This window comes from uncultured Jatrophihabitans sp. (assembly GCF_964244045.1).
Taxonomy (GTDB): domain Bacteria; phylum Actinomycetota; class Actinomycetes; order Mycobacteriales; family Jatrophihabitantaceae; genus Jatrophihabitans.
Genome location: NZ_CAXTHK010000018.1, coordinates 65,841 through 88,234, shown reverse-complemented (window position 1 = coordinate 88,234; position 22,394 = coordinate 65,841). Strand labels below are relative to the sequence as shown.

The following is a 22,394-nucleotide window of genomic DNA, read 5'->3' as shown; positions in this document are numbered from 1 at the left end:
GACCGCAATCGCGTGCTGACCGGTCGCGAGCCGAGTCACAGTCTGCGCCGGGTAGATGCCAGTGCCCGCCTGAATCCGCGCACCGCTGGCCACTGCTTTCACCGCGGCCTGCAGACTGGCACACGGTGCGGACTGAGTGCAGGAACTGCCGCTACCAGTAGGAGAAAGGTAGGCCGTGCTGAGCAGGGGGCGAGGGGCGACGGGCGACTTCGTCGCTGCGCCAGCAGCCGTTGCACCGCCGAGGGCGGCGATTGTGAGCGCCGCTGTTGCAGCTGTGGTGCGCAGGATGCGAGTCGATCGCTTCAGTGTTGCGGGGGACATTGAGGTGCTCCTAGCGTCATCCCCCGCTTGGATGCTGCCGCTAGGCCTACCCAGTGGGCAAAATTACTAACATAAAACTAACATAGCAGATGGCGCAAAACGGGATCAACCCGTCAGGCCACCGTCTACAACGATGACTTGTCCGGTGATGAATGTGTTGGCCGGGTCAACGAGGAACTGCGCCACCCGGGCGACGTCCTCGGCATCTCCTAGCCGCCCAAGAGGTGTGCGGCGCACGATCTGCTTTAGTTGAGAGGGTGCCAAGGTCGAACTCAGTTCGGTGGTCAGGTAACCGGGCGCAATCGAATTGACGGTGATTCCACGGGACCCTAGTTCTCTGGCCATTGCCCGCGTGAACCCGTCGAGCGCAGCCTTCGTAGCGCTGTAGATGGCCAAGCCTCGGTAGCCCGATCGTCCAACGATCGACGAGATGTTGACGATCGCACCCGAACGGTTGGCCAACATACGGCGAGAAACGAGACGCGTCATGTAGATGGTGCCCTTGATGTTGAGATCGACGACAACGTCAAGGTCGTCGTCCTCCGACAGAGCCAGCACGCCCTCTCGGGCAACGCCCGCGTTGTTGATCAGGACGTCGATGCGTCCCCACTTCTCGATGACAGCCGCGACAAAATCCTGCGTATCCGGTCGTGACGAGAGATCTGCCGTGCGGAAGAGAAACCGCTCGGCGGTTTCCGAATCGTCCTGCCACCGGGTGATTTGATCGCTCGCTGCGCGTGCGCACGTCGCCACGCGCGCTCCGGAATCGAGAAATGACTGCACGAGGCCGAGGCCAAGGCCCTTACTTCCGCCGGTGACGATCACAACGCGAGCCGGTTCACCCGTCACGGGTCTGTCCTCTCACGAGCTTCCCGCCAGTCAGCGGTAGCTCTTCGACGAAGCGAATGCTTCGTGGCCGCGCCGCAGCGGGAAGTTCCGAGCAGCCGCTGCGGACCGACTGGGCAATGTGGTCAACATCGAAACCGGCGTGCGCGACAATCTCCACTGCGACGATCGATCCGGTCATGGCATTCGGTCTCCCGAAGACCCGGGCGACATCGACGCCGGGCACCCCGGCAACGATCTCTTCTATCGGCAGCGGGTGGACCTTGACGCCGCCGACATTGATCACGTCGCTCGCTCGTCCGCGGAATACGACTCGGTCGTCGACAACCTCGGCGAGGTCCCCGCTGGGCCGCCACGCGTCAGGCTCCACCGGCTCGTCCCCGTAGTAGCCCAGCATGCCGACGCGCGACCGAACCCACAGCTCACCATCGCGAATCTCCATCTGCACGTCTGCGTCGTCCGCACGTCGCAGGACCGATGCCGGCATGCCACTGCCACCGTCGCGCACCGACCCGGTCGAACCGAACTCGGTAGCAGCGTAGATCTGCGAGATGCGCGCATCCGGGAAGACCGCTCTAACCTGAGCAAGCAGCGGCCGCGGCACTGCCTCTCCGCCGAGCGTGATCTGTTTCAGGGCTGGGACCGGACCGTTGTCGGATGCCATTTCCGCGAGCGCGAAGCGCAGGTACGTGGGAGTCGAACTCACATGGGTGACCCCGTAGCGCCGAATCGCGGCGAGACCCTCGCGAGGTCGGCGCGGCGTCGGAGCGACCAGGGTCGCTCCAACCGCCAAGACATGCGCAACCAGCTGGAGCCCGGCGAATTGGTGCAGCCCGTAAGCCAATAGCCAACGTTCATCATCAACCGGCTTCGCAGCAGACAGCGGGCGAAGCAAACGGGTCCAGTCGTGGCGCACACCGCGCGGAGCTCCGGTAGTGCCGGTGGTCAAGATGAGCAGCGGCTGCGCTGTGGGAGCCGCTTGCGTCCACCCCGCGGCGCCCAGCAGCACGTCGGGAGCGATGACCTCGCCAGTCGATCCAAGATCAGTGCGATAGGAGATCAACGTCGTGTGGTCGAAGCGGCCCTTCAGCAACGCGATCGAACTGGCCGGCTCGACCGGTGGGTACTGACACGCTTCGACGCCGGCGAGGGCTGACCCGGCCAGAATGGCGACGACCTCCGGCGCGCTCGGCTCGATGAGCGCCAGGCGGCGGATTCCGTGGGTACGAAGCGACGCCGCTGCGGACTCGGCCATCGCGACCAGGTCCGAGTAGCTGACGTCCTGGTCGTCGGTGACGATCGCCGAACGGTCGGGATGCCGCGCACTCGCTCGCCGGAGCAGCTCGATCAAGGCTAGGCGGCCTCGAACCCGTAGAAGGAGAAGATCTCGCCGATCGTCTGCGGCAATGCTCCCGCGCTGAAGGGATCCGATCCCAGGTCGTCCTCGAGCACCGACGAAAGCTCCGCTGCTTCGAGAGAGTCAAGCCCAAGACCCTCGTCGCCGAAGAGAGCGATGGCAGCGTCGATGTCCGTGGGCTTGTCAGCCCGCTTCAAGAACGACGTGATCGATGCCTCGACCGCGGCGCGCGGCGGTGCCATCCCCGTCATGCGTCACTCCGATTCATGTCCGGCTCGTCACGAGGGATGAGCCTCGAGCCCCTCGCTGGAAGCGTGAGTATACGACACGACGATTACGTCCTCCGCGTCGCCGCGGGCCCGCACCCGTGGCGGGAAAGGTTCAGCGAGACTCGCCGGCCGAATCACGCGGTGCCCAGGATTTGAGCAGGCGACCCGGGACCCCGACCGACAGCGAGAACGGCGGGATGACCCCGCCGACTACCGAGTTTGCGCCGACGACAGCCCCCTGCCCGAGGTCGGTGCCCGGCAACAGGACGGCGTTTTCGCCGACCCACGCACCTGCTCCGATCCGCACCCGATCGACACTCTCGATCCCCTGGTCACGGATGAAGCGACTGGGGTCTGCGTAGCCGTGGTTGTGATCAGACACATACACCCCGCGCGCAATCATCACTCCGTCCCCGATCTCGATGGATTGACGCGCCGAGAGAAAGCACGAGCCGCCGAAGCTGACGCGCGCGCCGATGCGAATCCGAATCTCCCCGGGAGCGGCGTCGCCGCCCAGTACCGACAGCCGGCAATGTGCACCAACGACGCTACCGTCGCCGATCCACATGTGCTCGGCTCCGCCCTCGATGATGATCGGCGGAGTCAGGCTGGCGTGTCGGCCCAAATAGGAAAACCCGCCGCGCACCGATGCAGTGAAGACGCGAGCGCGTAGGCGTCGCTGCAACTCGTTCATACGTATGGCTGACGGGCCGAGGCGGCGGACGTAGGGGGCGGGCGTCATGCGACGGCAAGGCTCAGAATTCGTTGACATCGAGCCTCCCAGGTGTTGGAGACCATGAAATCCTCTCGTTCGAACTCGCTGAGCGGTCCTGCGTGCAGCGCCTGCGCTGCCGCTGTACCAAACATGGCGTCCGACTCGCACAACACGACGGACGGGTGGACGCCCCGCATTGGGGGCAGGTCAGTGGCAGCAACTGGGCGTCCAGCTGCCACGTACTCGTACAGCTTCAACGGAGACATGGCCTCGGTGAGCGCCGACCGCACGTGCGGAATGACACAGACGTCCGCTGATCGCACCAGGCCGGCGAGTTCCTCCTGCCCGACCGGGCTGAAGAACACAACGTCGGGCAGCGCTGCTCGGATCCTCGCTGCCGCCGTCGCGTCGGAAGGGCCCACGAGCACGATCGAGCCGTCGACGAGCGTCGAGGCAAGTGAACGCAGCGCGGGGATGGATAGCCGCGAGTCGATGGTCCCCGTGTACATCGCCAGCGGGCGCGGCAGACCCTCGAGCGCCTTCGGCGTCGGGCGTGCCGGCCCCCACGTTGTGGTATCGACGCCGTTGGGAACCACGATGCCGGCACCGTGGGGGGAAAGTCGATCAAGCAGGACCTGGCTGACGGCACTAACTCGAATGCGCTTGTCCCGGATGCGTTCGTACGCCGTGTCGAAGGCGCCGGCCAGGTGCGCGAGATGGCTGGACGCCGACCAGTCGTCGCGGGCGACGTATGTAACTGCCCGGAAACCGGCGTGGTCGCCGAACCCGGCGAACAGCGGATTGAATGTCACCAACGAGGGGCGTTCAAGTCCGTGCCGTCTACATGAGACCTGGATCAAGCGGCTGTACGCGCGATAGCCGCGTTCGAGTGACGCTGTGCTGGAAGGATCGCCGCGGCGTAACCGCACTGGCCGCAACAGAGACCGTGTAGGGGTGGCCGGGAACGGGTCGTCACGGGCGGGCCCGATGCGACGGCGAACCTGGCCGAGCGCACTTCGCCAAGGGTTCACGACTACCAGCTTGTCCACGGCCGGGTTAGACAGTACGAACTGTGTCATCCGGTCCGGCGGCCGGGCGAACTCCCGCTTGACCATGTCGTCCCACGTTTCCATGCTCAGCGCGAGGACCAGGTCATTGCCTTGGCGCAAGGAAGCTCGTTACCCCTCGACGATACCTACTGGGAATCCGGCCCGCTTCGACGGGCAGTACATGGCCGTCGACGAGAACCGTAACGCCGTCACCGTCGGTGTCAAATTCCACGAGCAGTTCCGGGCAAGGGGCGGCTGCACCCGCGAACCCTTGTCGGGGTGCGTCAAGCAGCCGAGGATGACGCCTTGTACTGCGAACTGGACGGGTGCGAAGGCGAAGATGTGCAAGGCGCGATAGACGCGGAGTCCCGTTCGCAGCAGAGCGGCGCTTTGCGGATGATCGACTGTTCGATCGAAGCAGGGCGTGGTACAACCACGGTCGGAGCGCTTGTGATGATGTCGGGCGTTCGATACCCAATCAATTGCGAGCCAAACGCGTCGTCCCTAGCGCGATGAGCGTATTTCACCCCCAACACCCTGCTGAAGGGTTAGTTGCAATCTTCATGCATAAGGATAGAACAACCTCACGAGACCTACGTTGGTTGAGCTCGGCGGCGCAAGCCGAATTTCTCCGGGCAACTGTCGCGGATTATCCGGTGTACCGCGGCGCCGATTGGAGTCAAGTCAATGTAGATGCATTGATTTCCGCTTCGGAGCACCATCGAGTAAGCGCGTTCCTCGTACCCACGATAAATTACCCGGGTACTCCGGAGCCAATCAGAGCGTTCACGCGCCTCGTGGAACTGCGTCGGCGCTTCACGCAGGCCAGAATGGCAGTTGATCTGAACCAGATTGTCGAGGTCGCAGACCGACTCAACCGGCCCTGGGTACTGCTAAAGGGCCCGACCTTGGTCGCAACGGCTTATCAAGGCGCGGCTCGCGAGTACGGCGACCTGGATGTTCTGGTAGATGGACGTGATCTCCGGTCGATGGTCGACGGATTGTGCCAATTGGGCGGCACTCTTCTTGACCGGAACTTCGAGATGTTGACCCGCGCCACCAGCGGAGAGATTGGCGTGATGATGCCGATGGGATCGATGGTGGATCTGCACTGGCACCCCATCCATACCGAGCGCGTCCGGCGCCACTTCCGCATCCCGGTCGCCCAGCTGATCGAGCGGGGATCCCGCCTAGCGCTCGGTGAAGGCGGCCCCGTTGTTCGCGCCCTTGAGGCATCAGATGCTCTATTGTACTTGAGTTTGCACGCGTGCTTATCCGGGGGCGAACGGTTGTTATGGTTGAAAGATATTGACATGCTTTCGCGCCGCTTGCAATGGAACGAACGCGACCTCGTTTCGCGAGCGATGCAATGGGGCATTGGTCCTGCTGCCGGGCTAATATTGCGCCGTGCGCAGCGAATTTTTGGAAGCCCGATCGACCCGGCGCTTACGACCTTGCTTGTTCACTCGCTTCCGATGCGCGGTGTTGGTTCCGTTCTCGATCGATGGGCACCGCCTAATCGTCAGACGCGCAACGGACAGGACCGTGTCTTTTTCCGTGCGACGCGCGGCTCGGCCCGGGCTACGTCGTGGGAATTGGTAAAGCAGCTTGCGAGCAGTACCGTGTTACCAAATCGCTATGATCGAGTGCGTCCTTGGCGCGAATACACAGTTCGTGGGGTGGTACCGAACGCGGTGGAGACCTCGGCAGCGTCCAAGGCTCAGTTCTTCGCAATTGTCGCGGCGGCCGCTGCGCGGGAAGGTTGAGTCCAGCGACTGGCAAGCCAATTCGCGAATGCGGGAGCAATCCGCGACAACGAACGGGGCGGCGGCGCCCGGAAGACGGCTTACCTCCGCTCAGGCAAAGGACCGCTTACTTCGCGACGGTGTCCACCACCTCGCCCATCCGGGTTACGCTCGCGGTGGCCGACGTAGTGCGTCTCGGTCTTGATGCTTCATCTACCAACATTGCATCTGCGGGGCCTTCAATTGGGCGCTGCGCGTTGTCCGTGACCCGCTTGCGGCGCGTTCCGCGCGGTAGCTACCGTCCACTCGACGGGCCGTCGGCTTGTGAAGCTCATCGGGTGGGGGACGTGTCTTGCTGCTTGCGCGGTGGTCGACTTGGGATGTTGCCAAGAGTTTGATATTTGCAGCAGAGGGCACGCACGCCCGGCTCGAAATTGTGCGGTATTTCGCGTCCCGGTCACCCAAGTTGTCCGGGCTGGGGCGTCGTCTTGCGCGAGGGCGCCCGTCCCATGTCGCGTTGCGTGGACTCGCCGCTCCCCTGCAGTGTGATGCGAATTCCGGCGGCCTCGCGGTGTACTACGAGATCGTGACCCAGCACGTGTACACGCCGACGCAGGAGTGGGTGCCACAGCGCGGCGACCTCGTGATCGACGCCGGCGCGAACATCGGGGTGTTCACTCTGTGGGCCGCGGCGAACGTCGGCGAGCAGGGAACGGTCGTCGCCTTCGAACCCAATCCGCTCGCCTTTCGTGTGCTCACCGACAATGTTCGGACGTTGCCGCAGGTCACCGCGAACCAGCTGGCCTGTAGCGACCAACCGACCACGATGACGCTGCATTTCCCGCCCGGGCGGCTCTCGGTAGGCAGTTTTGACGAGCGTCCCGACCGTACCCAGAGCGCACAAGTCAGCGTGGTCACGCTCGACGCGGCGCTCGACTCGGTCCATGGCGAGATCGCGCTGCTCAAAATCGATGTTGAGGGTCATGAGGTGCCGGTGCTGAACGGCGCGGCCAGGACCATGCAGCGCACCCGACGCCTAGCACTCGAGGTGTCTGGCGACGATCTGCCCGCGTGCGAGGCGATCATCAACGCGGCCGGCCTGTCGCGCGTGAGCCTGACGAGCGGCATGTGGAACCTGCCCGAGCGCCGCGGGGTAGTCGCCCACTTCGTGCGCGATGCAGCCTGACCGCAGTCGCGCGGGGGCAACTCCAGGCTCATCGCATCCGGACCACGGGTGCAACCTGCGTAACCGCTATGCCTCAGGCGTCCACCCGGCGAGCCAGCTGTGACGGTCCCGCCAGTTCTCGCGCCACGGCCCCGCAACGGGAAGGTGCAGGTGAGCTGCCGCGGCTCGCAGGCCGGCGCCGAAGAGCAATAGCGCGACACCGAGCCGGCTGCGCACCGGTCCCCAGTTGCGGCGCATGAACGTCACCTTGCCGCGCAGGATCATGTTCCACTTGGCCGCCGAGGTCGCGCTTGCGGAGCCGCGGACGTGCACAATCTCCGCGCCGGGAGTGATGCGCGGGCGGTAGCCGAGGCGGCGGGCCCGGAAGGAGAAGTCGACGTCTTCGCCGTAGACGAAGTAGGTGGGGTCCATTCCGCCGAGGCGATTCCACAGTGTGCGCGAGCACAACAGCAGGCAGCCCGTGACGACACCGACCTCGCGCTCCTCGTCTCGCGCCCAGGAACCGAGGGACTCGGGGTCGAGCAGCCGGTTTTCGGCGAACACCGTCGACAGGCCGGACGCAAAGCAGAACAGGCTGCGCAGCGAAGGCAGCCCCCAACACGAGTGCGGGTCCAGTGCGCCGGTCTCGTCGACCGTGCGCCCGCCGATCACGCCGGCGTCCGGGTTGCGAGCATGGCACTCAAGGAGTGCCCCCAGGCAGCCGGGCGCCATCTCGGTGTCCGGGTTCAGGAGCAGGACGTAGTCGCTGCTGGTCTGGGCCACGCCGGTGTTGCAGGCCCGGGCGAAACCTACGTTCTTCTCGAGTGCAACCACGGTGGCGTTCGGCGCCGCTTCGCGGGCGGCCTGGGCGCTGCCGTCGATCGAGGCGTTGTCGACCACGACGATCTCGACCACGAGGTCCTGTGTCGCCGCGCGCACCGCGTGGAGGCAGCGCGTCAGCAGGTCTCTCGTGTTAAAGGAGACGATGACGATCGCGGTGGCGACGCGCGGTGGCACGGGTGTGATAGTCCCGCATTTGGGTTCAGCGCAGGGATGGGCAGCGCCGAATTTAGCGACGATGGCAACTTGCGGTGTTATGTGTAACGCTGCCAATCCGTGTGGCATGATGTGCTCATCGATCAAGCTGGAGGAATCATGAACGAGTCCTACGAAGCCCCCGCCATCACCGTCGTGGGATCAGTTGAAGCCCTGACCGCGGCGAACACCACCCGTGTTTACCTCGATGCGCACTTCATGGCGGGCGAGCGGAAGGACCATGGGATTCGGCCCCCGGTCACCAGCTGAGCAGCAGTTCAAGCCGGTCGTCGGGCTGTCCAAGGCCCGCGGCCACGCTTCATTTGGCCGCGCATGCGCCTACGTTCTGATGCGTTGTTCACGACAAGTATCGACGGGCAGACCGTCATTCTCGACGGCCGGACGTCCAACTACCTGACGGTCAACTCGGCTGGAACGATAGTGATGGACCTGTTGCAGTCTGAGGCGTCCGTGGACGAACTCGTGCAGGCCCTGGTAGCCAGGTTCGGCATCACGACCGAGCAGGCGTCTCGGGATTGCACGGCGTTCTTGGGCGAGCTGCGCCTGAACGGTTTTCTCGTTGAGTGAATGGGTAACCTCGCCCTTCCAGCCGTCGGTGCTCGAAGCTCATTCGGGAGTCGTTCTCGGCTTCGTTGATTTTCCGAGAAAGCCTCCGACGTGGACACGCTTCAGGGCAGATCCGCTGGCGGACCCCAGGTCCGCGCTGGAGCGTTCGCTCGGTCGGTGCCTTGCGGCAGGTCCGTGCACCGTCCAGTTCAGCGGCGGACGAGACTCGTCGCTGGTGCTTGCTGTCGCGGTTCACGTGGCCCGGCGCGACGGACTCCCCCTGCCGCGAGCCCTTGCGATCCGATATCTCGGCGCGCCGGAGGCAGAAGAGTCTGAGTGGCAGAAGTTCGTCACCGATCATCTGGATGTACCGCTCGAGGTCATCACGGTGCCGCCGGGCGGAAACGAGATCGTCAGCCCGCTGGCAATTTCGCGGCTGCTTCGGGACGGCCCGATCTTCCCGCCGCCCGCGAGTGTCAGCCTGGCCCGTATCGCCCCTGCGGTTGCCGGGACGACGGTCCTGACCGGCGAGGGGGGAGACGACATCCTCGGGGCCGAGCGCATCTCATTCTGGCTCGGTTATCTACGGGCCCGCCGGATTCCGCGTAGCCCGGACGCGAGGGAGATGGTGGAGGATCTCACGTTCGGCGCGCTGAGACGGTCTGTGATCGCCCGTCGGATAAACGCCTTGGTGCTCACACTCGCCCCGTGGCTTCGCCCGCACGCCCGTCGGGTCGTCTCGGCGAAGTGGGTGGACGAGGTCTGCGCCACTCCCTTCGACTGGCGCCGGGCCACGTGGCAATACCTGAACTTCCGCAGATGCCTGTCCTACGAGACCATGGCCGCGGTCGCCGCCCGCGAGGGCTTTCGGCTCGAGCACCCGCTCATGGATCCCGACTTCGTCGCCACGCTGTGTCGGCGGGGCGGCGCGACCGGCTTCCCGAACAGATCCCACATCATGCGCCTGCTCGCAGCCGACTTGCTCCCGGACTCGGTATCGCGTCGCCAGACCAAGGCCACGTTCAACGAGGTGTATGTCGGTGACGGGGTCCGCAGCTTCGCCCGGTCGTGGAGCGGCAAAGGGCTGGACGAGAGTCTGGTCGACGTCGAAGCGCTGCGCGCAGCGTGGTCGTCCGACATGATCCCGGGTCCGTCGCTGGCTCCGCTGCAGTACGCACTGCTCGATGCGCTCGAGTCCGGCTGGGAACCCACGCCGGTCGCCGAGCTGCTCACGTGACCCCCTATCTGCGCCCGCCGGCGGGCCTGCGCCGGCGTCTGCGCCTCCTGGCTCGCACCGTCGTCACCTTGGGTCGGGTCGAACTGAACGCCCGGCGGGTGCCACTGCCGCAATTGTGTGAGCGCTTCGGCGTCGAGCTCGCTGGTTTCACTCCGCCGGTCCAACCGACCGAGCTCTTGCCGTTCGACCTGGCCGCGCGCTGGTGGGCGGTCGAGACGACGTTGAAATGGTGGCCATTCGCACGGCAACGGCCGTGCCTGCGGCGCAGCCTGGTGCTCGGCCACGACCTGCGCGCCTTCGCGCCGCACCTGTGTCTGACGATCGTCTCCGCGGAGCCGTTCCTGGCTCACGCCTGGCTGGTGGTCCGTGGCCAGCATCTCGACATGGGGCCCGCAACCGGGCAGATGACGCGTTCGGTGTCAGAAGCAGCCTGACGTGCCGGATCTGTGGTCGATGCACGGCCTGACAGTGCGCTGCGACGATGTCGCCCTCGACGCGCGCCGTGCACCGCTCGACTCAACTCCCGACCTCACCGTGCGCGTGCTCGGTCACGGTCTCGTCCCGGCCGTGGACGAACGTCCGTCCGGCCGGGTGCTGGCCCGGGTCGAAGATCAAGAGACTATCTGGCTGTCGGTCCTCGAACCCACGCGGACGGACGCGCCCATGCCGCATCCAGTCGTCGACATCCACTTCCACGGAGTCGCCAGCGCGTCGTACGACACCGTTCACCGCACCGTCGACGTGGTCCTCGCCCCGGACGCCGAAGAGGCCTTCGCTCCGGTCCTTATCAACGGAACGATCATCGCTGTGGTGCTGGCGCTGCTGGGTCATCCGGTCCTGCATGCGAGCGCCGTCTCGGTCGATGTCGCCGGCGAGGCCAGGGTGGTGGCGTTCGTCGGCAGTTCGGGCATGGGCAAATCGACGCTGGCCACGCTGACGTGCCGGGATGGGGCGACGTTGTTCACCGACGACGTGCTCCGCACCGAGATCGTCGATGACGTTGTCCTGGCCTGGCCGGGAGCGACCGCGACGCGCCTGCGTCCGGCGGCTGCTGCGCTGGCGGCGCAGGCGGCCACTTCCGTCGCCACTACGGCTGATGGGCGGACGTCCGCCGCGATGCCGCTGTCGCCCGATCGCGCTGTCCCGTTGGCTGCCATCGTTGTTCCCCAACCTGACCGCGAGTCCGACGTGATCACCGTCCGGCGACTTGATGGCGTGCGAGCTGTGCTGACCCTGGCCGGATTTCCGCGCGTGCTGGGTTGGCGCGATGCCACGACGGCGGGGCAGGCGCATCGCCATTGGGGCGAGATCGCTCGCCGAGTACCGATCATGACCGCTCGCGTCCCGTGGGGGCCGCCGTTCGACGACGATCTCGGCGCGGCGCTTCTCCAGGAGATCCTCGCCACCGCTGAGCTCTGACGAACTGAGAGCATGCGGGCTCAGGCCGCGGTTTCCAGCAGGTCCTGGGCGCGCAAGCCGTGCAAGAAGGTGGCGACGTCGATACGGGCCTGAGCCGTGTCCAGGCCGAACGCCTCGACCAGGGCCGCCGCCAGCTCGTCCTCGGTCACGCCGTCGACGAGCAGGGGCCACAGCAGGGTCGCGCTGCCGATCAGACGCATGTACAGCGAGTTGCGCTCGTCGAGGACGATCAGGTCGTTGTCGACCTCCTGCCAGGCGATGCCCTCGCTTCGCACTCTGACTCGCGTCACGTCGTACTCCTTTCCGCGATGGCTGGTTCGAGCCGACTCACCGAGCCGATGTGCCGATTGGTCTGCAGCGAGACGAGTTCGGCGTAGAGCCCGCCGGAGCGCATGAGCTCCCCGTGGGTGCCCTGCTCAGCGACCCGGCCCTGGTCGAGCACGACGATGCGGTCGGCGCCGCGGACGCTGGCCAGGCGGTGGGTGATGAGCACGACGGTGCGTCCGGCCAGCACAGACCGCACGCTGTCATAGAGGTGGGCCTCCGCGCGCGGGTCGAGGGCCGCGGTGGGTTCGTCGAGCACGACGATCGGCGCGTTGCGGTAGAAGGCCCGGGCGAGCGCCACCCGCTGCCACTGGCCGAGGCTCAGCTCGCGGCCGTCTTTGAAGACCTTCGACAGCCGGGTGCCGTACCCGCTCGGCATCTGGGCAAGAAACTCGTCGGCGCCGACGTTGCGCGCCGCGGCGCGGATGCGCTCGTCGTCGGGCTGGATCTCAGGCCGACCGAAGCTGATGTTCTCGGCCGCGGACAGCGCGTAGTGGGTGAAGTCCTGCAGCACCAGCGCCACCTGGTCGCGGACCTTGTCACGCTCGCGCACCACGGTGCCGTTGAGCGTGACCTGCCCCTTGCTGGGTTCATACAGCCCGGCCATGATCTTGGCCAGCGTGGTCTTGCCGCTGCCGTTCTCGCCGACCAGCGCCACGATCTCGCCCGGCCGCAGATCGAGGGACACACCGTCCAGCGCGTCCCGGTCGGCCTGCGGGTAGCGGAACGACACGTCGACGACCGACAGCCCGCGGAAGGATTCGTGGCCGGCCACCGGGTCGGGCTGCGGGCTGCGGGCTGATTGCCGGGCCAGGAATTCGTCGTAGTCCTCGAGGAACAGGGCCGACTCGAACAGCGTCGACAGCCCGCCGATCAGCTGCTGCAGCCGTCCGCTGAGCAGTCGGATCGCGACAGCTGCCGACGCGGCCTGGGCAAAGCCGACCGACCCACGCCGGATCAGCTCGATGAGGATGAGCAGGGTCAGGATCGTGACCGCGCCGCTTGCCAGGCCAGTGGCCGCACTCAGCGCGTATCGACGGCGGACCTGGCGGCGCAGCGCGACCAGGAACGACTCGTACAGGTCCTCCCAGCGACGACGCAATGGGGCAGACGTGCCGTAGGCCCGCAGCTCCGCGGCGTCCTCGCGGCGGGTAAGAGTCATCTCCATGTAGTCGCGCTCACGCATGGCCGCGGTCTGCGAGACCGCGAAGTCGAACTCCAGCCGTCCGCCCCGGCGCGACAGGTACCACAGTGGAATGCCACCGATCAGCAGGATCGGGACGAGCACGGGCTGGATGACGAGCAGGCTGACGGTCAGAGCGACGACGCCGGCCCCGCCACCGACGAGGGCCGCGAGGCAGGTCACGACGGAGAACGGGCGAGTCGGGACGTTGGCCAGCACTCGGCTGAGTTGGTCGTAGAAGCGCGAGTCGTCGTAGGTAATGAGCTCGACGTCGGCGGCGACGTCGAGGACCCGGCCGGTGACGGTGCGCTGAACCCGGGCGCCGAGCAGCCGGCCGAACTGGGAGGACCCCTGCGTGGTCAGGCCGCCGGCGGTGGAGACGACAGCGAGCAGTATCAGCGGCAGGACGAGGTGACTCAACGAGATGCCGTCCTGCACCTTGAGCAGTTCTCGAACCGCGATCCCGCCCAGCAGCACTTGCACGGCAGCGAAGCCGGCGATGACAACCTGCGCCAGCATGATCGCCGACGTTTGCAGGCGGCTAGTCTGCCACACCAGGCGGCCGGCCTCGAGGACGAGCTTGGGTATGCGTGACACCCGCCGGGGGGTCTTGCGCTGGGCGATGTAGAGCTCGTCGAGGAAGTTGCTGTGGCTGCCGGCCGTCTCGGCGCTCGGCCGGTACGCAGCGTCGTCGAATTGGCCTGCGTCCACACCTAAAGGGGTCGCGTTGGTCGCGTCGGCCGGTATCGGCCCGTCGGCCCGGTGGGTTGCGCTGGGGCGGGGCCGCGGCCGGGGACGGGCCGCGTTGCGCGGACCTGCGCTCCCGTCTGTCGTCACCGGGTCTGTCGTCACTGGGCCATTGTCGCCGAGTGAGCAGGTGTGCACCAACCGGCGGATCAGGCTATGAGCGGACCGGCCAGGTACGACTTGAGCACGACGTTGCGCAGCTTGGCCGCGAACTCGTCGACAGAGAAAGACTTCCCATGGGTCTCGATCGCCGAGGTGGAGTAACTGCTCTGGCGAAATCGTCGGATGCCGCTGGCGATATCGGCGGGTTCCGCGGTGGCGACGAACTCCCCGGTGACGCCGGGCACGGAGGTGTCGAGGTAACCGCCGGCCCGGAGTACGACGGCTGGAGTGCCGACACTGTAGGCCTCGATCGGGGTGAGGCCGAAGTCCTCGTAAGCGCAAGCGACCAGGGCATCAGCGTTGCGGTAGAGCCAACGCAGCTGAGAATCGGAGATGTCGTTGAGGCCGCGGATGCGCGCGGGCCAGTCTCCGTGCGGCACGCCACCGACGGCGACAAGCCGCTCGCCGGGGAGGTCGCGGACCGCGTGGGCGACGGCCCCGGTATTTTTGTAGCCGCGCGAGCGCCCAACGGTGAGCAGGAAGCCGGGCTCGATGCCGGGGATCGGCTCGACCGGTCCGGTGGAGATGGCCGACGGCGGATGGACGATCTCGGCCTCGACGTCGTACGTGGTGGCGATCCGGTCGGCGACGACGGTCGAGTTCGCCAGATAGGTGGTGGCCGACCGGGCGGCGCGTTGGTCCCATGCGCGCAACGAAGGGCGCAGCACTTTCATCCCGGCGCGGGTGACGGGCCCGGCACCGCTCAGATATTCGTCGGCCTGATAGAGCCAGCGTGCCGGGTTGTGGCAGTACACGATCTTCGTTGCCTGCGTGCGCACGCCATGCGCCCAGCCGGTGGAGGAGCAGATCACGACGTCAGCGTCGTCGATGTGCGTCGCAGACCAGGTCGGGGCAAGCAGCGCGAGTGCCCGGCGGGGGTCGCGGCGAAACGCTGACACCTTAGACAACCAGCTCGTCTGGACGTCGCAGTTGCGAAACTCCTGGTACGTCGCCTCGGCGTCGTAGATGCTGGTGACGATCCGCGCATCCGGGAATGCAGTCAGCATGGCCAGCACTACCCGTTCGGCCCCGCCTCGTTGCGTCAGATAGTCGTGCGCGATCACGACCCTCGGCGGCCGGTCCGGCTTGCGCGCGGCTCGCTCCGAAACTGACGCACTCAGACGCCTCGACGACCTAATCGGTCGTCGTCTCCCTGCAAGTTCGGTGCTCAAAATTCCCCCCGGCGAAAATATAAGGTCGTGATGCGGCGGTGACAACTCCGGAATCCCGGTGCGCGCCCAACTGAGGTAACAAGTTGTCACTAAATTGCAAGCACTCCGGCCGTGTCGCCAAAATCGGGCGCAGCAGGACTCACAAACGAAGTGAAAGAAGTCACCTTGATTTCGGCCTTGCACGATGTTCGCCAACATCGGTCCTTCGCCAAGGCGAACATCGCCCGCACGGCCGACAAATGCAGACGCTACCGGGGTCAGTCGCCGCGTTCGGGTTCGAAAATGAGATGTTTACATAGATTTCAGAATCGCCGCATTGCTCTGCCCGGTATCCGAAACCCGCCCGGCCTGAGGCGTCCCAAACACGCCTAGACCGGTGCAAAGAGGACGCGTAGCCTCGTGGTCACACCGATTCACGGATTGTGCTGTACGGCACACGGTGATCAATTCGTCGGCCAACGGCTTGTTCAAACGTCAATGCGTTGCAGAGAGACAGTGAACGCTTGTACAGCGATAATGTCGTCGAGCTAGGAGAACCATCTGCTCAAGCTCTCTGTTGCACAGCGATAGCGTTCTATCAGCGGGAGCGGACCTCAGCCGGCTCTGCGTTGCAGGCGGTGCGGGTGCACGGCGTGAGAGACCGAGGTGTGCACGTTGCATGGGGCCAGGTCCGGCATTGCTTCAGCCGCCACCCAGGACCCGCCCTGGGCACGATGCACGCCCGCGTGGGCATGGCGGAGGGTGCAGGTCAGCCACGAGTCGGCGCCGTATTCCGGCGTCCACAGCCGTGAGCGGCAGCGGGAGCGGGCCTCGAACATGACTTCAATCTAACACTCATTTCACATTCGGGCCATTGGTCCCGGCAGATTTCCACCGGCCGACTCCGCTACGTTCGGGGCATGTCGCTGGACACGCGCCAGTTGGCCACCGTGGTCTGCCTCGCGGGGGCCATGGTGCTGTCCGCGATTGCCGGACGGCGCGAACGCGCCGCGGTGGTGGCGCTGTTTTTCGTCTCCTGCGTCTGGATCGGGATCGACAACCAGTGGGGCGAGGGCGCGGTCATCACTCCCGTGCTGCCCCAACACGGGCTAACCGTCACCGACCTGCCGGGCGTTGCTGGTCTGGTCGTCTCGGTCGTCCTCTGGCTTCAGCTACGCCGCCGCTGAGGGTCAGCCACGCGTTGCTCAGGGTCTGGTGTCGCCCCATTCAAGTCGGTCGATGGTGTCCAGGATGCGGTCGACACTGGGCAGGTGCAGGTGCTCGAGGCTGGGCGGCGGGTACGGGACGTCGAACCCCGCCACCCGCATGATCGGGGCTTCGAGGGAGTAAAAGCACTGTTCGGTCAGGCGGGCGGCGACCTCGGCCCCGTAGCCGCAGAAGGCGTTCGCCTCGTGGACGACTATCGCTCGCCCGGTGCGGCGCACCGACTCCGATACGGTTGCGTCGTCGAACGGCGAGAGACTGCGAAGGTCTACGACCTCGACGCTACGTCCTTCGTCGCTGGCGACCTCGGCTGCTTCCAATGCGGTGCCGAGCGCGCCGCCGTAGGAGATAAGCGTGACGTCATCGCCGCGACGGCGGATGAGGGCCTGCTCGAGGCGGGAGTCCGTGTGGCAAAGAGTGGTGGTCTGTTTCGACCAGTAGCGACGCTTCGGCTCGAGGAAGATGACCGGGTCGGGGCTCTCGATGGACTGTCTGAGCAGCGCATAAGCGTCCGACGGCGTGCCTGGAGTGACGACGCGAAGCCCGGCCGTATGGGTGTAGTACGCCTCGGAGGAGTCGCTGTGGTGCTCGACCCCACCGATCCCGCCGCCGTACGGAATGCGCACCACGATCGGGAGCGCCACTCTGCCTTTCGTCCGGTTCCGGAGCTTGGCAAGATGACTCGTCACTTGTTCGAACGCGGGATAGGCGAAGGCATCGAACTGCATCTCGACCACCGGCCGCAGACCGTTCATAGCCATGCCGATGGCCGTGCCGACAATCGCGGACTCGGCCAGCGGAGTATCGAAGACGCGGGCTTCGCCGAACTTGGCCGCGAGCCCGTCGGTTACTCGAAATACACCGCCGAGTGTGCCGACGTCCTCGCCAAAAACCAAGACGCTGTCGTCGGCGATGAGCGCGTCGCAGAGAGCTTGGTTCAGCGCTCCGGCCATCGTGACAGCGGACGCCCCTTCCTCGGCAAAGGGGGGTGGGTCCTCGTCGGGAATCACGGGTTGTCCCCGAATGCCGCGAGTTCCGACTGCAGGTGCGCGGACTGCCGGAGAAGAGATGCGGTCGGCTCGGCGTAGACGTGACGGAAGAGGTCCTCGGGGTCGAGGACGGTGTCGACCATTATGCGCTGTCGGAGGTCCTTGGCCTGGGCCCCGGCCTCGGCCTCGAGGACGGCGACGTCGTTCTCGGTCAGCAGTCCGCTGTCGCCGAGATACCTTCGCAGGCGTGCGAGCGGGTCTCGGGTGAGCCACAACGCCACGTCGTCGGCGTCGCGGTAACGGGTCGCGTCGTCGGCGTTGGTGTGCGCCTCCATTCGGTAGGTGACGGCCTCGATCAGCGTCGGCCCGCCACCGCGGGCGGCCGTGGTGACTGCGGCCTCCACAGCCGAGTAAACCGCTGCTGGGTCGTTGCCGTCGATGAGCATCGAGGGGATGCCGTAGCCGATGCCCTTGTGCGCAAGCGATCGTGCCGCCGTCTGCTTCGCCAGGGGCACGCTGATCGCGTAGCCGTTGTTCTGGATGAGGAACACGACCGGCGACTGCCACACTGCAGCGAAGTTCAGCGCCTCGTGGGTGTCGCCTTCGCTGGTCGCACCGTCACCGAGCATGACTACGGCAACGGTGTCCTCTCCTTTGAACTGTGCGGCGTGGGCGAGGCCGACGGCATGCAGGGTGTTGGTTGCTAGCGGCGTGCACTGGGGCGCGACCCGGTGTGCATAGGGGTTGTAGCCGCTGTGCCAGTCGCCGCGGAACAGGGTGAGCACTTCGACGGGATCCACGCCACGCGCGACGACGGCCATCGAATCGCGATAGGTGGGGAACAGCCACTCCTGCTCGCGCAGGGCGGCAATTGCCCCGATCTCTATCGCCTCTTGGCCCCGCGCAGAGGGATAGACCGCCAGGCGCCCCTGCTTGGCCAGCGCAGTAGCCTCGGTATCGAAACGCCGGCCGAGCACGATCTGACGATGCAGCTCGAGAAGGGTCGCGTCGGATGGCTTGGTCAGAGCAGGGTCCGGCACGAGCAGGCCGTCGGCAGCTATCAAACCCAGGGGTTCATCGGTCGGGAGATCGCGCGAATTCAATGGTACGACTACCCCCCGGGAAGACAACACGTAAAGATCTGCCGCGCGGGATACTACGTAATTCCGGTGACCTGTCCCGCTGACGTGAACAAGGTCTGGCGCAACTGCACGCATACCGGGCGTTTAAGGTGCTGCTCCGCTATGAGCCCGGGGTGGTCAGGATCTCGGCTCCGTTGTCGGTGACGACGATGGTGTGTTCCCACTGGGCGGCCCAGGAGCTGTCTTTGGTGAGCACTGTCCAGCCGTCGTCCCACATAAACCAGTCGTAGCCACCCAAGGTGAGCATCGGCTCGACCGTGAAGGTCATGCCGGGCTCGAGCAGGGTGTCGGCGCGCGGGTCGTCGTAGTGCAGGATCGTCGGTTTGGTGTGGAAGCTCGGTCCGACGCCGTGGCCGGTGTAGTCGCGCACCACTCCGTAGTCGAAGCGCCGCGCGTAGGACTCGATGACCCGGCCGATGACCGAGATGGGTCGGCCGGGTTTGACGGCGCGGATGCCGCGCAGCATGGCCTCGCGGGTGCGTTCACCGAGATCGCGCACCTCCTGGCTCACGTCGCCGGCGTAGTAGGTGGCGCAGGTGTCGCCGTGCACCCCGTCGATGAAGGCCGTGATATCGACCTTGACGACGTCGCCGTCGGCGAGTTCCCGGGAGTCCGGGATGCCGTGGCAGATGACCTCATTGACGCTGGTGCACAGCGATTTCGGGTAGCCCTTGTAGCCCAGCGTGGACGGGTAGGCGCCGTGCGCGATCAGGTAGTCGTGTCCGATGCGGTCGAGTTCGTCGGTGGTGACTCCCGGCGCCACGTGCCGCCCGACCTCGACCAGCGCGTCGGCGGCGATCCGTCCGGCGACCCGCATCCGGGCGATCGTGTCGGCGTCCTTCACCATCGGATCGTCGTAGTCCGCGGGCGTGCCTGGCGCGGCGTCGACGTAGTGCGGCCGGGTGATCGAGCGCGGCACGTCCCGCCGCGGGGAGACGACGCCCTGCTCGAGCGGAGTGGTGACGGTCATGAACCTATTGTGCCGTCACAGCACGACGAGATGGCGTGGGTTGGCGCCCGCGACCGCTGCAACAGGAATGCTGCGGTCGAAGGTCACCAGCCGCCCGTTGTGGCGGACAGCAAGGGCGAGCAGGTAAACGTCGGTGAGCTGCTTCGGCCCGAGCACCAAGCCTCGGTCGACCACGTGCGCATCAAGAAGCGAGACATCGCACGGCCAGAATTCATGGTGCAGCGTCCCACACGCTGCGGCGAGCAGAGCAAGTGCTGCGGACGTGGAGACCGAGGCCGGGTAGGACGGCTGGGAGACGACACGCACGTAGCCGTTCTGCGTGATCGCGCAGGAGGCCCACGACGGGTCGGCGTGACCCGTTAGCCACTGACGGGCGGTGCGATGATCGACGTGACTGCGGTCCAGGAGCGCGATGAGGACGTTGACGTCCAGCAGCGCGGGAGCAGTCACTCGCCGATCTCGACACGAATCTTGTCGATCATGCTGTTCGTCACGACCTGGCCGCTTGCCGGTAACGGGCGGAAGCCGAGGAACTCGTCAGTGTCAGCCGGCTCGGGAGTTGCGGTCATCGCCTGCCTGGCCAGGTCGGACAACACCTGACCGGCAGTGCGCTTTTCCCGACGGGCTCGCTCGCCTACTGCAGCTAATACGTCGTCGTCGATGGAAAGGGTGGTGCGCATGCATCAGATGCTATCGCATCAGATTTAGACCTCGAGCACCATCGGCACGAGCATCGGGCGACGCCGGTACTCGCGATCGACCCAGCGCCCGACGGTGCGGCGGACGAGGTGCTGCAGGGAGTCGGCGTCGCGGGTGCCGTCGGCAACGGCCTTCTCGACGACCTCCAGCAATTCCGCGCGGATCGGATCGAGTGCGGCCGGGTCGTCGCTGAAACCGCGCGCGGTGATCTCGGGTCCGTAGACGATCCGCCCGGCCTGGACGTCCACCGCGATGAGGATCGACAGGAAGCCGTCGTCGCCGAGGATGCGGCGGTCCTTCAAAGTGGTGTCGCCGATGTCGCCGACCTCAAGCCCGTCGACATAGACGTATCCCACCGGGATTGTGCCGGTGATCGTGGCCAGCCCGTCGACGAGGTCGACGACCGTGCCGTCCTCGGCGAGCATGATCCGCTCGTCGCGCAACCCGACCGAGCGGCCGATCGCGGCGTGCGCGCGCAGGTGGCGCCACTCGCCGTGCACCGGCATCAGGTTGGTGGGTCGCACGGCATTGAGCAGGTAGCGCAGTTCGCCGGCGGGCGCGTGCCCGGACACGTGCACCAGCGCCATCGACTTGTGGATCACGGTGGCGCCCAGGCGCGACAGCCCGTTGATCACCTGGCCGACCGACGTCTCGTTGCCCGGGATCAATGAGGACGCCAGCAGGATCGTGTCGTCCGTCGAGATGTTGATCGTCTGATGGCTGCGGTTGGCCATCCGCGACAGCGCCGATAACGGCTCGCCCTGCGACCCCGTCGAAATGAGCATGACCCGACGCGACGGCAGCTCCTCGGCCATCTTGAGGTCGATCATCACGCCGTCGGGGATGTGCAGCAGTCCGAGCTCGCGCGCGATCTGCATGTTGCGCACCATCGAGCGGCCGACGAACGCCACCATCCGCTCGGCCTCGACCGCGGCGTCGAGCACTTGCTGCACGCGGTGCACGTGCGAGGCGAAGCAGGCCACGATGATCCTGCCCCGGGCTTTGCCGATGACGTCCGCTACGACCTTGCCGACATCGCGCTCGGATGGGATGAACCCCCCGACCTCGGCGTTCGTGGAGTCCGACAACAGCAGGTCGACACCCTCGTCGCCGAGGCGGGAGAAGCCAGGCAGGTCGGTCAGCCGCCCGTCGAGCGGCGTCTGGTCCATCTTGAAGTCGCCGGTGTGCAGGACGGTCTGGTCGCCGGCGCGGATGGCGACTGCCAACGCGTCGGGGATGGAGTGGTTGACGGCGTAGAACCGCAGCCCCCACCGGCCGATGTCCATGGCCTCGCCCTCGACGACCTGACGCAGGTCGGCGGAGCGTCGCAGCTGGTGCTGGTCCAGCTTGGCCGACACGAGGGCGAGCGTCAGGCGCGAGCCGATGACCGGAATGTCCTTGCGGTCGCGCAGCAGGTAGGGCAACGCGCCGATGTGGTCCTCGTGGCCGTGCGTCAGCACCACCGCGTCGATGTCGTCGAGGCGGTCCGCGAAGTACGACCAGTCCGGCAGCGTGATGTCGATGCCGGGAGAGTTGGTCTTACCCAGCAGCATCCCGCAATCGACGATCAGCAGCCGACCGTCGAACTCGAAGACGGTCATGTTGCGACCGACTTCCTTGATGCCGCCCAGGGCGACGATCCGCAGGCCGCCGGGAGCCAACGTGGGCGGCGTCCCGAGTCGTGCTGTCAGGTCTGCGGTCACAGCTCGAGGCTATCCTCCGCCGCATGACGACGAACGTGGCGCTCGGATCCGACGACGTCACCGGGCTCGGGATCAGGCTGGCGCAATCTCGGTGCCATGTATGCCGGCATCCACCCTCGACGCGTTAGACGATGTGCTGAGAAGCGTCGCTTGCTCGCCGAACGGGCAGTGGGTCACGCGGCGACGTGCGTTTCCGCGGCGGGCGCCGATGCGACGTTGTGCGGCGGGCGGTGCAGGATGCGCTTCAGCATGAGTAGGGCATCTCGGTGGTACGCGGCGCAGTCACAGACACTGCAGTCTGACCCGGCGCGGTAGTGCTGGTGGGCGCCTTGATCGTGCGAACAACTCCGGCAGGGCGACAATTGCGAACACCTC

24 protein-coding genes are annotated in these 22,394 nt (G+C 66.1%); 8 read left to right on the top strand and 16 right to left on the bottom strand.

Annotation, left to right across the window (positions count from 1 at the left end):
* Positions 1-426: 426 nt before the first annotated feature.
* The 5 genes from ACFFC4_RS14285 to ACFFC4_RS14265 all read right to left on the bottom strand — a co-directional run bounded on the left by ACFFC4_RS14285 (position 427) and on the right by ACFFC4_RS14265 (position 4,320).
* Positions 427-1,170: an SDR family NAD(P)-dependent oxidoreductase gene (locus tag ACFFC4_RS14285; RefSeq protein WP_375501982.1), complete on the bottom strand. Its 744-nt coding sequence runs from the start codon at positions 1,168-1,170 to the stop codon at positions 427-429.
* The gene (locus ACFFC4_RS14280) at positions 1,160-2,518 is read right to left on the bottom strand and encodes a class I adenylate-forming enzyme family protein (protein ID WP_375501980.1); all 1,359 of its coding nucleotides are present in this window, start codon (positions 2,516-2,518) and stop codon (positions 1,160-1,162) included. The genes ACFFC4_RS14285 and ACFFC4_RS14280 overlap by 11 nt, the downstream gene beginning before the upstream one ends.
* Before the next feature lie 2 nt (positions 2,519-2,520).
* Complete coding sequence (locus ACFFC4_RS14275; RefSeq protein ID WP_375501978.1) at positions 2,521-2,775, bottom strand: hypothetical protein; 255 nt, start codon at positions 2,773-2,775, stop codon at positions 2,521-2,523.
* A 130-nt stretch (positions 2,776-2,905) separates the two neighbouring features.
* Positions 2,906-3,439, bottom strand: a complete 534-nt coding sequence (locus ACFFC4_RS14270) for an acyltransferase (protein WP_375501976.1) — start codon at positions 3,437-3,439, stop codon at positions 2,906-2,908.
* Between the two features lie 92 nt (positions 3,440-3,531).
* Positions 3,532-4,320: a glycosyltransferase gene (locus tag ACFFC4_RS14265; RefSeq protein WP_375501974.1), complete on the bottom strand. Its 789-nt coding sequence runs from the start codon at positions 4,318-4,320 to the stop codon at positions 3,532-3,534.
* A 749-nt stretch (positions 4,321-5,069) separates the two neighbouring features.
* On the opposite strand from ACFFC4_RS14265, the gene ACFFC4_RS14260 reads away from it, so the two are divergent.
* Positions 5,070-6,323, top strand: a complete 1,254-nt coding sequence (locus ACFFC4_RS14260; protein WP_375501972.1) for a nucleotidyltransferase family protein — start codon at positions 5,070-5,072, stop codon at positions 6,321-6,323.
* A gap of 622 nt (positions 6,324-6,945) precedes the next feature.
* The gene (locus tag ACFFC4_RS14255) at positions 6,946-7,488 is read left to right on the top strand and encodes an FkbM family methyltransferase (RefSeq protein ID WP_375501970.1); all 543 of its coding nucleotides are present in this window, start codon (positions 6,946-6,948) and stop codon (positions 7,486-7,488) included.
* Between the two features lie 66 nt (positions 7,489-7,554).
* On the opposite strand, the gene ACFFC4_RS14250 is transcribed toward ACFFC4_RS14255, so the two are convergent.
* Positions 7,555-8,484 (bottom strand): glycosyltransferase family 2 protein, encoded by a 930-nt coding sequence (locus ACFFC4_RS14250; RefSeq protein ID WP_375501968.1) that lies wholly within the window; start codon positions 8,482-8,484, stop codon positions 7,555-7,557.
* Positions 8,485-8,622: 138 nt separating this feature from the next.
* Between ACFFC4_RS14250 and ACFFC4_RS14245 the strand changes: the two genes are divergently transcribed.
* The 5 genes from ACFFC4_RS14245 (at position 8,623) to ACFFC4_RS14225 (ending at position 11,725) form a co-directional block, all read left to right on the top strand.
* Complete coding sequence (locus ACFFC4_RS14245; RefSeq protein ID WP_375501966.1) at positions 8,623-8,772, top strand: lasso RiPP family leader peptide-containing protein; 150 nt, start codon at positions 8,623-8,625, stop codon at positions 8,770-8,772.
* A gap of 63 nt (positions 8,773-8,835) precedes the next feature.
* The gene (locus ACFFC4_RS14240; protein WP_375501964.1) at positions 8,836-9,090 is read left to right on the top strand and encodes a PqqD family protein; all 255 of its coding nucleotides are present in this window, start codon (positions 8,836-8,838) and stop codon (positions 9,088-9,090) included.
* Between the two features lie 28 nt (positions 9,091-9,118).
* Positions 9,119-10,306, top strand: a complete 1,188-nt coding sequence (locus ACFFC4_RS14235) for an asparagine synthase-related protein (RefSeq protein ID WP_375501990.1) — start codon at positions 9,119-9,121, stop codon at positions 10,304-10,306.
* Positions 10,303-10,740: a lasso peptide biosynthesis B2 protein gene (locus ACFFC4_RS14230; RefSeq protein ID WP_375501962.1), complete on the top strand. Its 438-nt coding sequence runs from the start codon at positions 10,303-10,305 to the stop codon at positions 10,738-10,740. The genes ACFFC4_RS14235 and ACFFC4_RS14230 overlap by 4 nt, the downstream gene beginning before the upstream one ends.
* A 1-nt stretch (position 10,741) precedes the next feature.
* Positions 10,742-11,725, top strand: a complete 984-nt coding sequence (locus ACFFC4_RS14225; RefSeq protein ID WP_375501960.1) for a hypothetical protein — start codon at positions 10,742-10,744, stop codon at positions 11,723-11,725.
* Positions 11,726-11,745: 20 nt separating this feature from the next.
* On the opposite strand, the gene ACFFC4_RS14220 is transcribed toward ACFFC4_RS14225, so the two are convergent.
* From ACFFC4_RS14220 to ACFFC4_RS14205, 4 genes are all read right to left on the bottom strand, one after another.
* The gene (locus ACFFC4_RS14220) at positions 11,746-12,015 is read right to left on the bottom strand and encodes a PqqD family protein (protein WP_375501958.1); all 270 of its coding nucleotides are present in this window, start codon (positions 12,013-12,015) and stop codon (positions 11,746-11,748) included.
* Complete coding sequence (locus tag ACFFC4_RS14215; protein ID WP_375501956.1) at positions 12,012-13,943, bottom strand: ABC transporter ATP-binding protein; 1,932 nt, start codon at positions 13,941-13,943, stop codon at positions 12,012-12,014. The genes ACFFC4_RS14220 and ACFFC4_RS14215 overlap by 4 nt, the downstream gene beginning before the upstream one ends.
* 185 nt (positions 13,944-14,128) lie before the next feature.
* Positions 14,129-15,205 (bottom strand): glycosyltransferase, encoded by a 1,077-nt coding sequence (locus tag ACFFC4_RS14210; protein WP_375501954.1) that lies wholly within the window; start codon positions 15,203-15,205, stop codon positions 14,129-14,131.
* 701 nt (positions 15,206-15,906) lie between these two features.
* The gene (locus ACFFC4_RS14205) at positions 15,907-16,131 is read right to left on the bottom strand and encodes a hypothetical protein (RefSeq protein WP_375501952.1); all 225 of its coding nucleotides are present in this window, start codon (positions 16,129-16,131) and stop codon (positions 15,907-15,909) included.
* A gap of 81 nt (positions 16,132-16,212) precedes the next feature.
* Here ACFFC4_RS14205 and ACFFC4_RS14200 point away from each other — a divergent pair, with 81 nt between their 5' ends.
* On the top strand, positions 16,213-16,479 hold the full coding sequence (locus tag ACFFC4_RS14200; protein ID WP_375501950.1) for a hypothetical protein: 267 nt from the start codon (positions 16,213-16,215) through the stop codon (positions 16,477-16,479).
* Positions 16,480-16,497: 18 nt separating this feature from the next.
* Here ACFFC4_RS14200 and ACFFC4_RS14195 read toward each other — a convergent pair whose 3' ends face one another.
* The 6 genes from ACFFC4_RS14195 to ACFFC4_RS14170 all read right to left on the bottom strand — a co-directional run bounded on the left by ACFFC4_RS14195 (position 16,498) and on the right by ACFFC4_RS14170 (position 22,019).
* The gene (locus ACFFC4_RS14195; RefSeq protein WP_375501988.1) at positions 16,498-17,469 is read right to left on the bottom strand and encodes an alpha-ketoacid dehydrogenase subunit beta; all 972 of its coding nucleotides are present in this window, start codon (positions 17,467-17,469) and stop codon (positions 16,498-16,500) included.
* Between the two features lie 53 nt (positions 17,470-17,522).
* The gene (locus ACFFC4_RS14190) at positions 17,523-18,638 is read right to left on the bottom strand and encodes a thiamine pyrophosphate-dependent dehydrogenase E1 component subunit alpha (protein WP_375501948.1); all 1,116 of its coding nucleotides are present in this window, start codon (positions 18,636-18,638) and stop codon (positions 17,523-17,525) included.
* 109 nt (positions 18,639-18,747) lie between these two features.
* Positions 18,748-19,617, bottom strand: coding sequence for a type I methionyl aminopeptidase (gene map, locus ACFFC4_RS14185; protein WP_375501946.1), 870 nt, complete (start codon positions 19,615-19,617; stop codon positions 18,748-18,750).
* A gap of 15 nt (positions 19,618-19,632) precedes the next feature.
* On the bottom strand, positions 19,633-20,067 hold the full coding sequence (locus tag ACFFC4_RS14180) for a TA system VapC family ribonuclease toxin (protein WP_375501944.1): 435 nt from the start codon (positions 20,065-20,067) through the stop codon (positions 19,633-19,635).
* Positions 20,064-20,297 carry an antitoxin gene (locus tag ACFFC4_RS14175; RefSeq protein ID WP_375501942.1) on the bottom strand — a complete coding sequence of 78 codons (234 nt, stop codon included), beginning with the start codon at positions 20,295-20,297 and terminating at the stop codon, positions 20,064-20,066. The genes ACFFC4_RS14180 and ACFFC4_RS14175 overlap by 4 nt, the downstream gene beginning before the upstream one ends.
* Positions 20,298-20,321: 24 nt before the next feature.
* On the bottom strand, positions 20,322-22,019 hold the full coding sequence (locus ACFFC4_RS14170) for a ribonuclease J (protein WP_375501940.1): 1,698 nt from the start codon (positions 22,017-22,019) through the stop codon (positions 20,322-20,324).
* Positions 22,020-22,394: the final 375 nt, after the last annotated feature.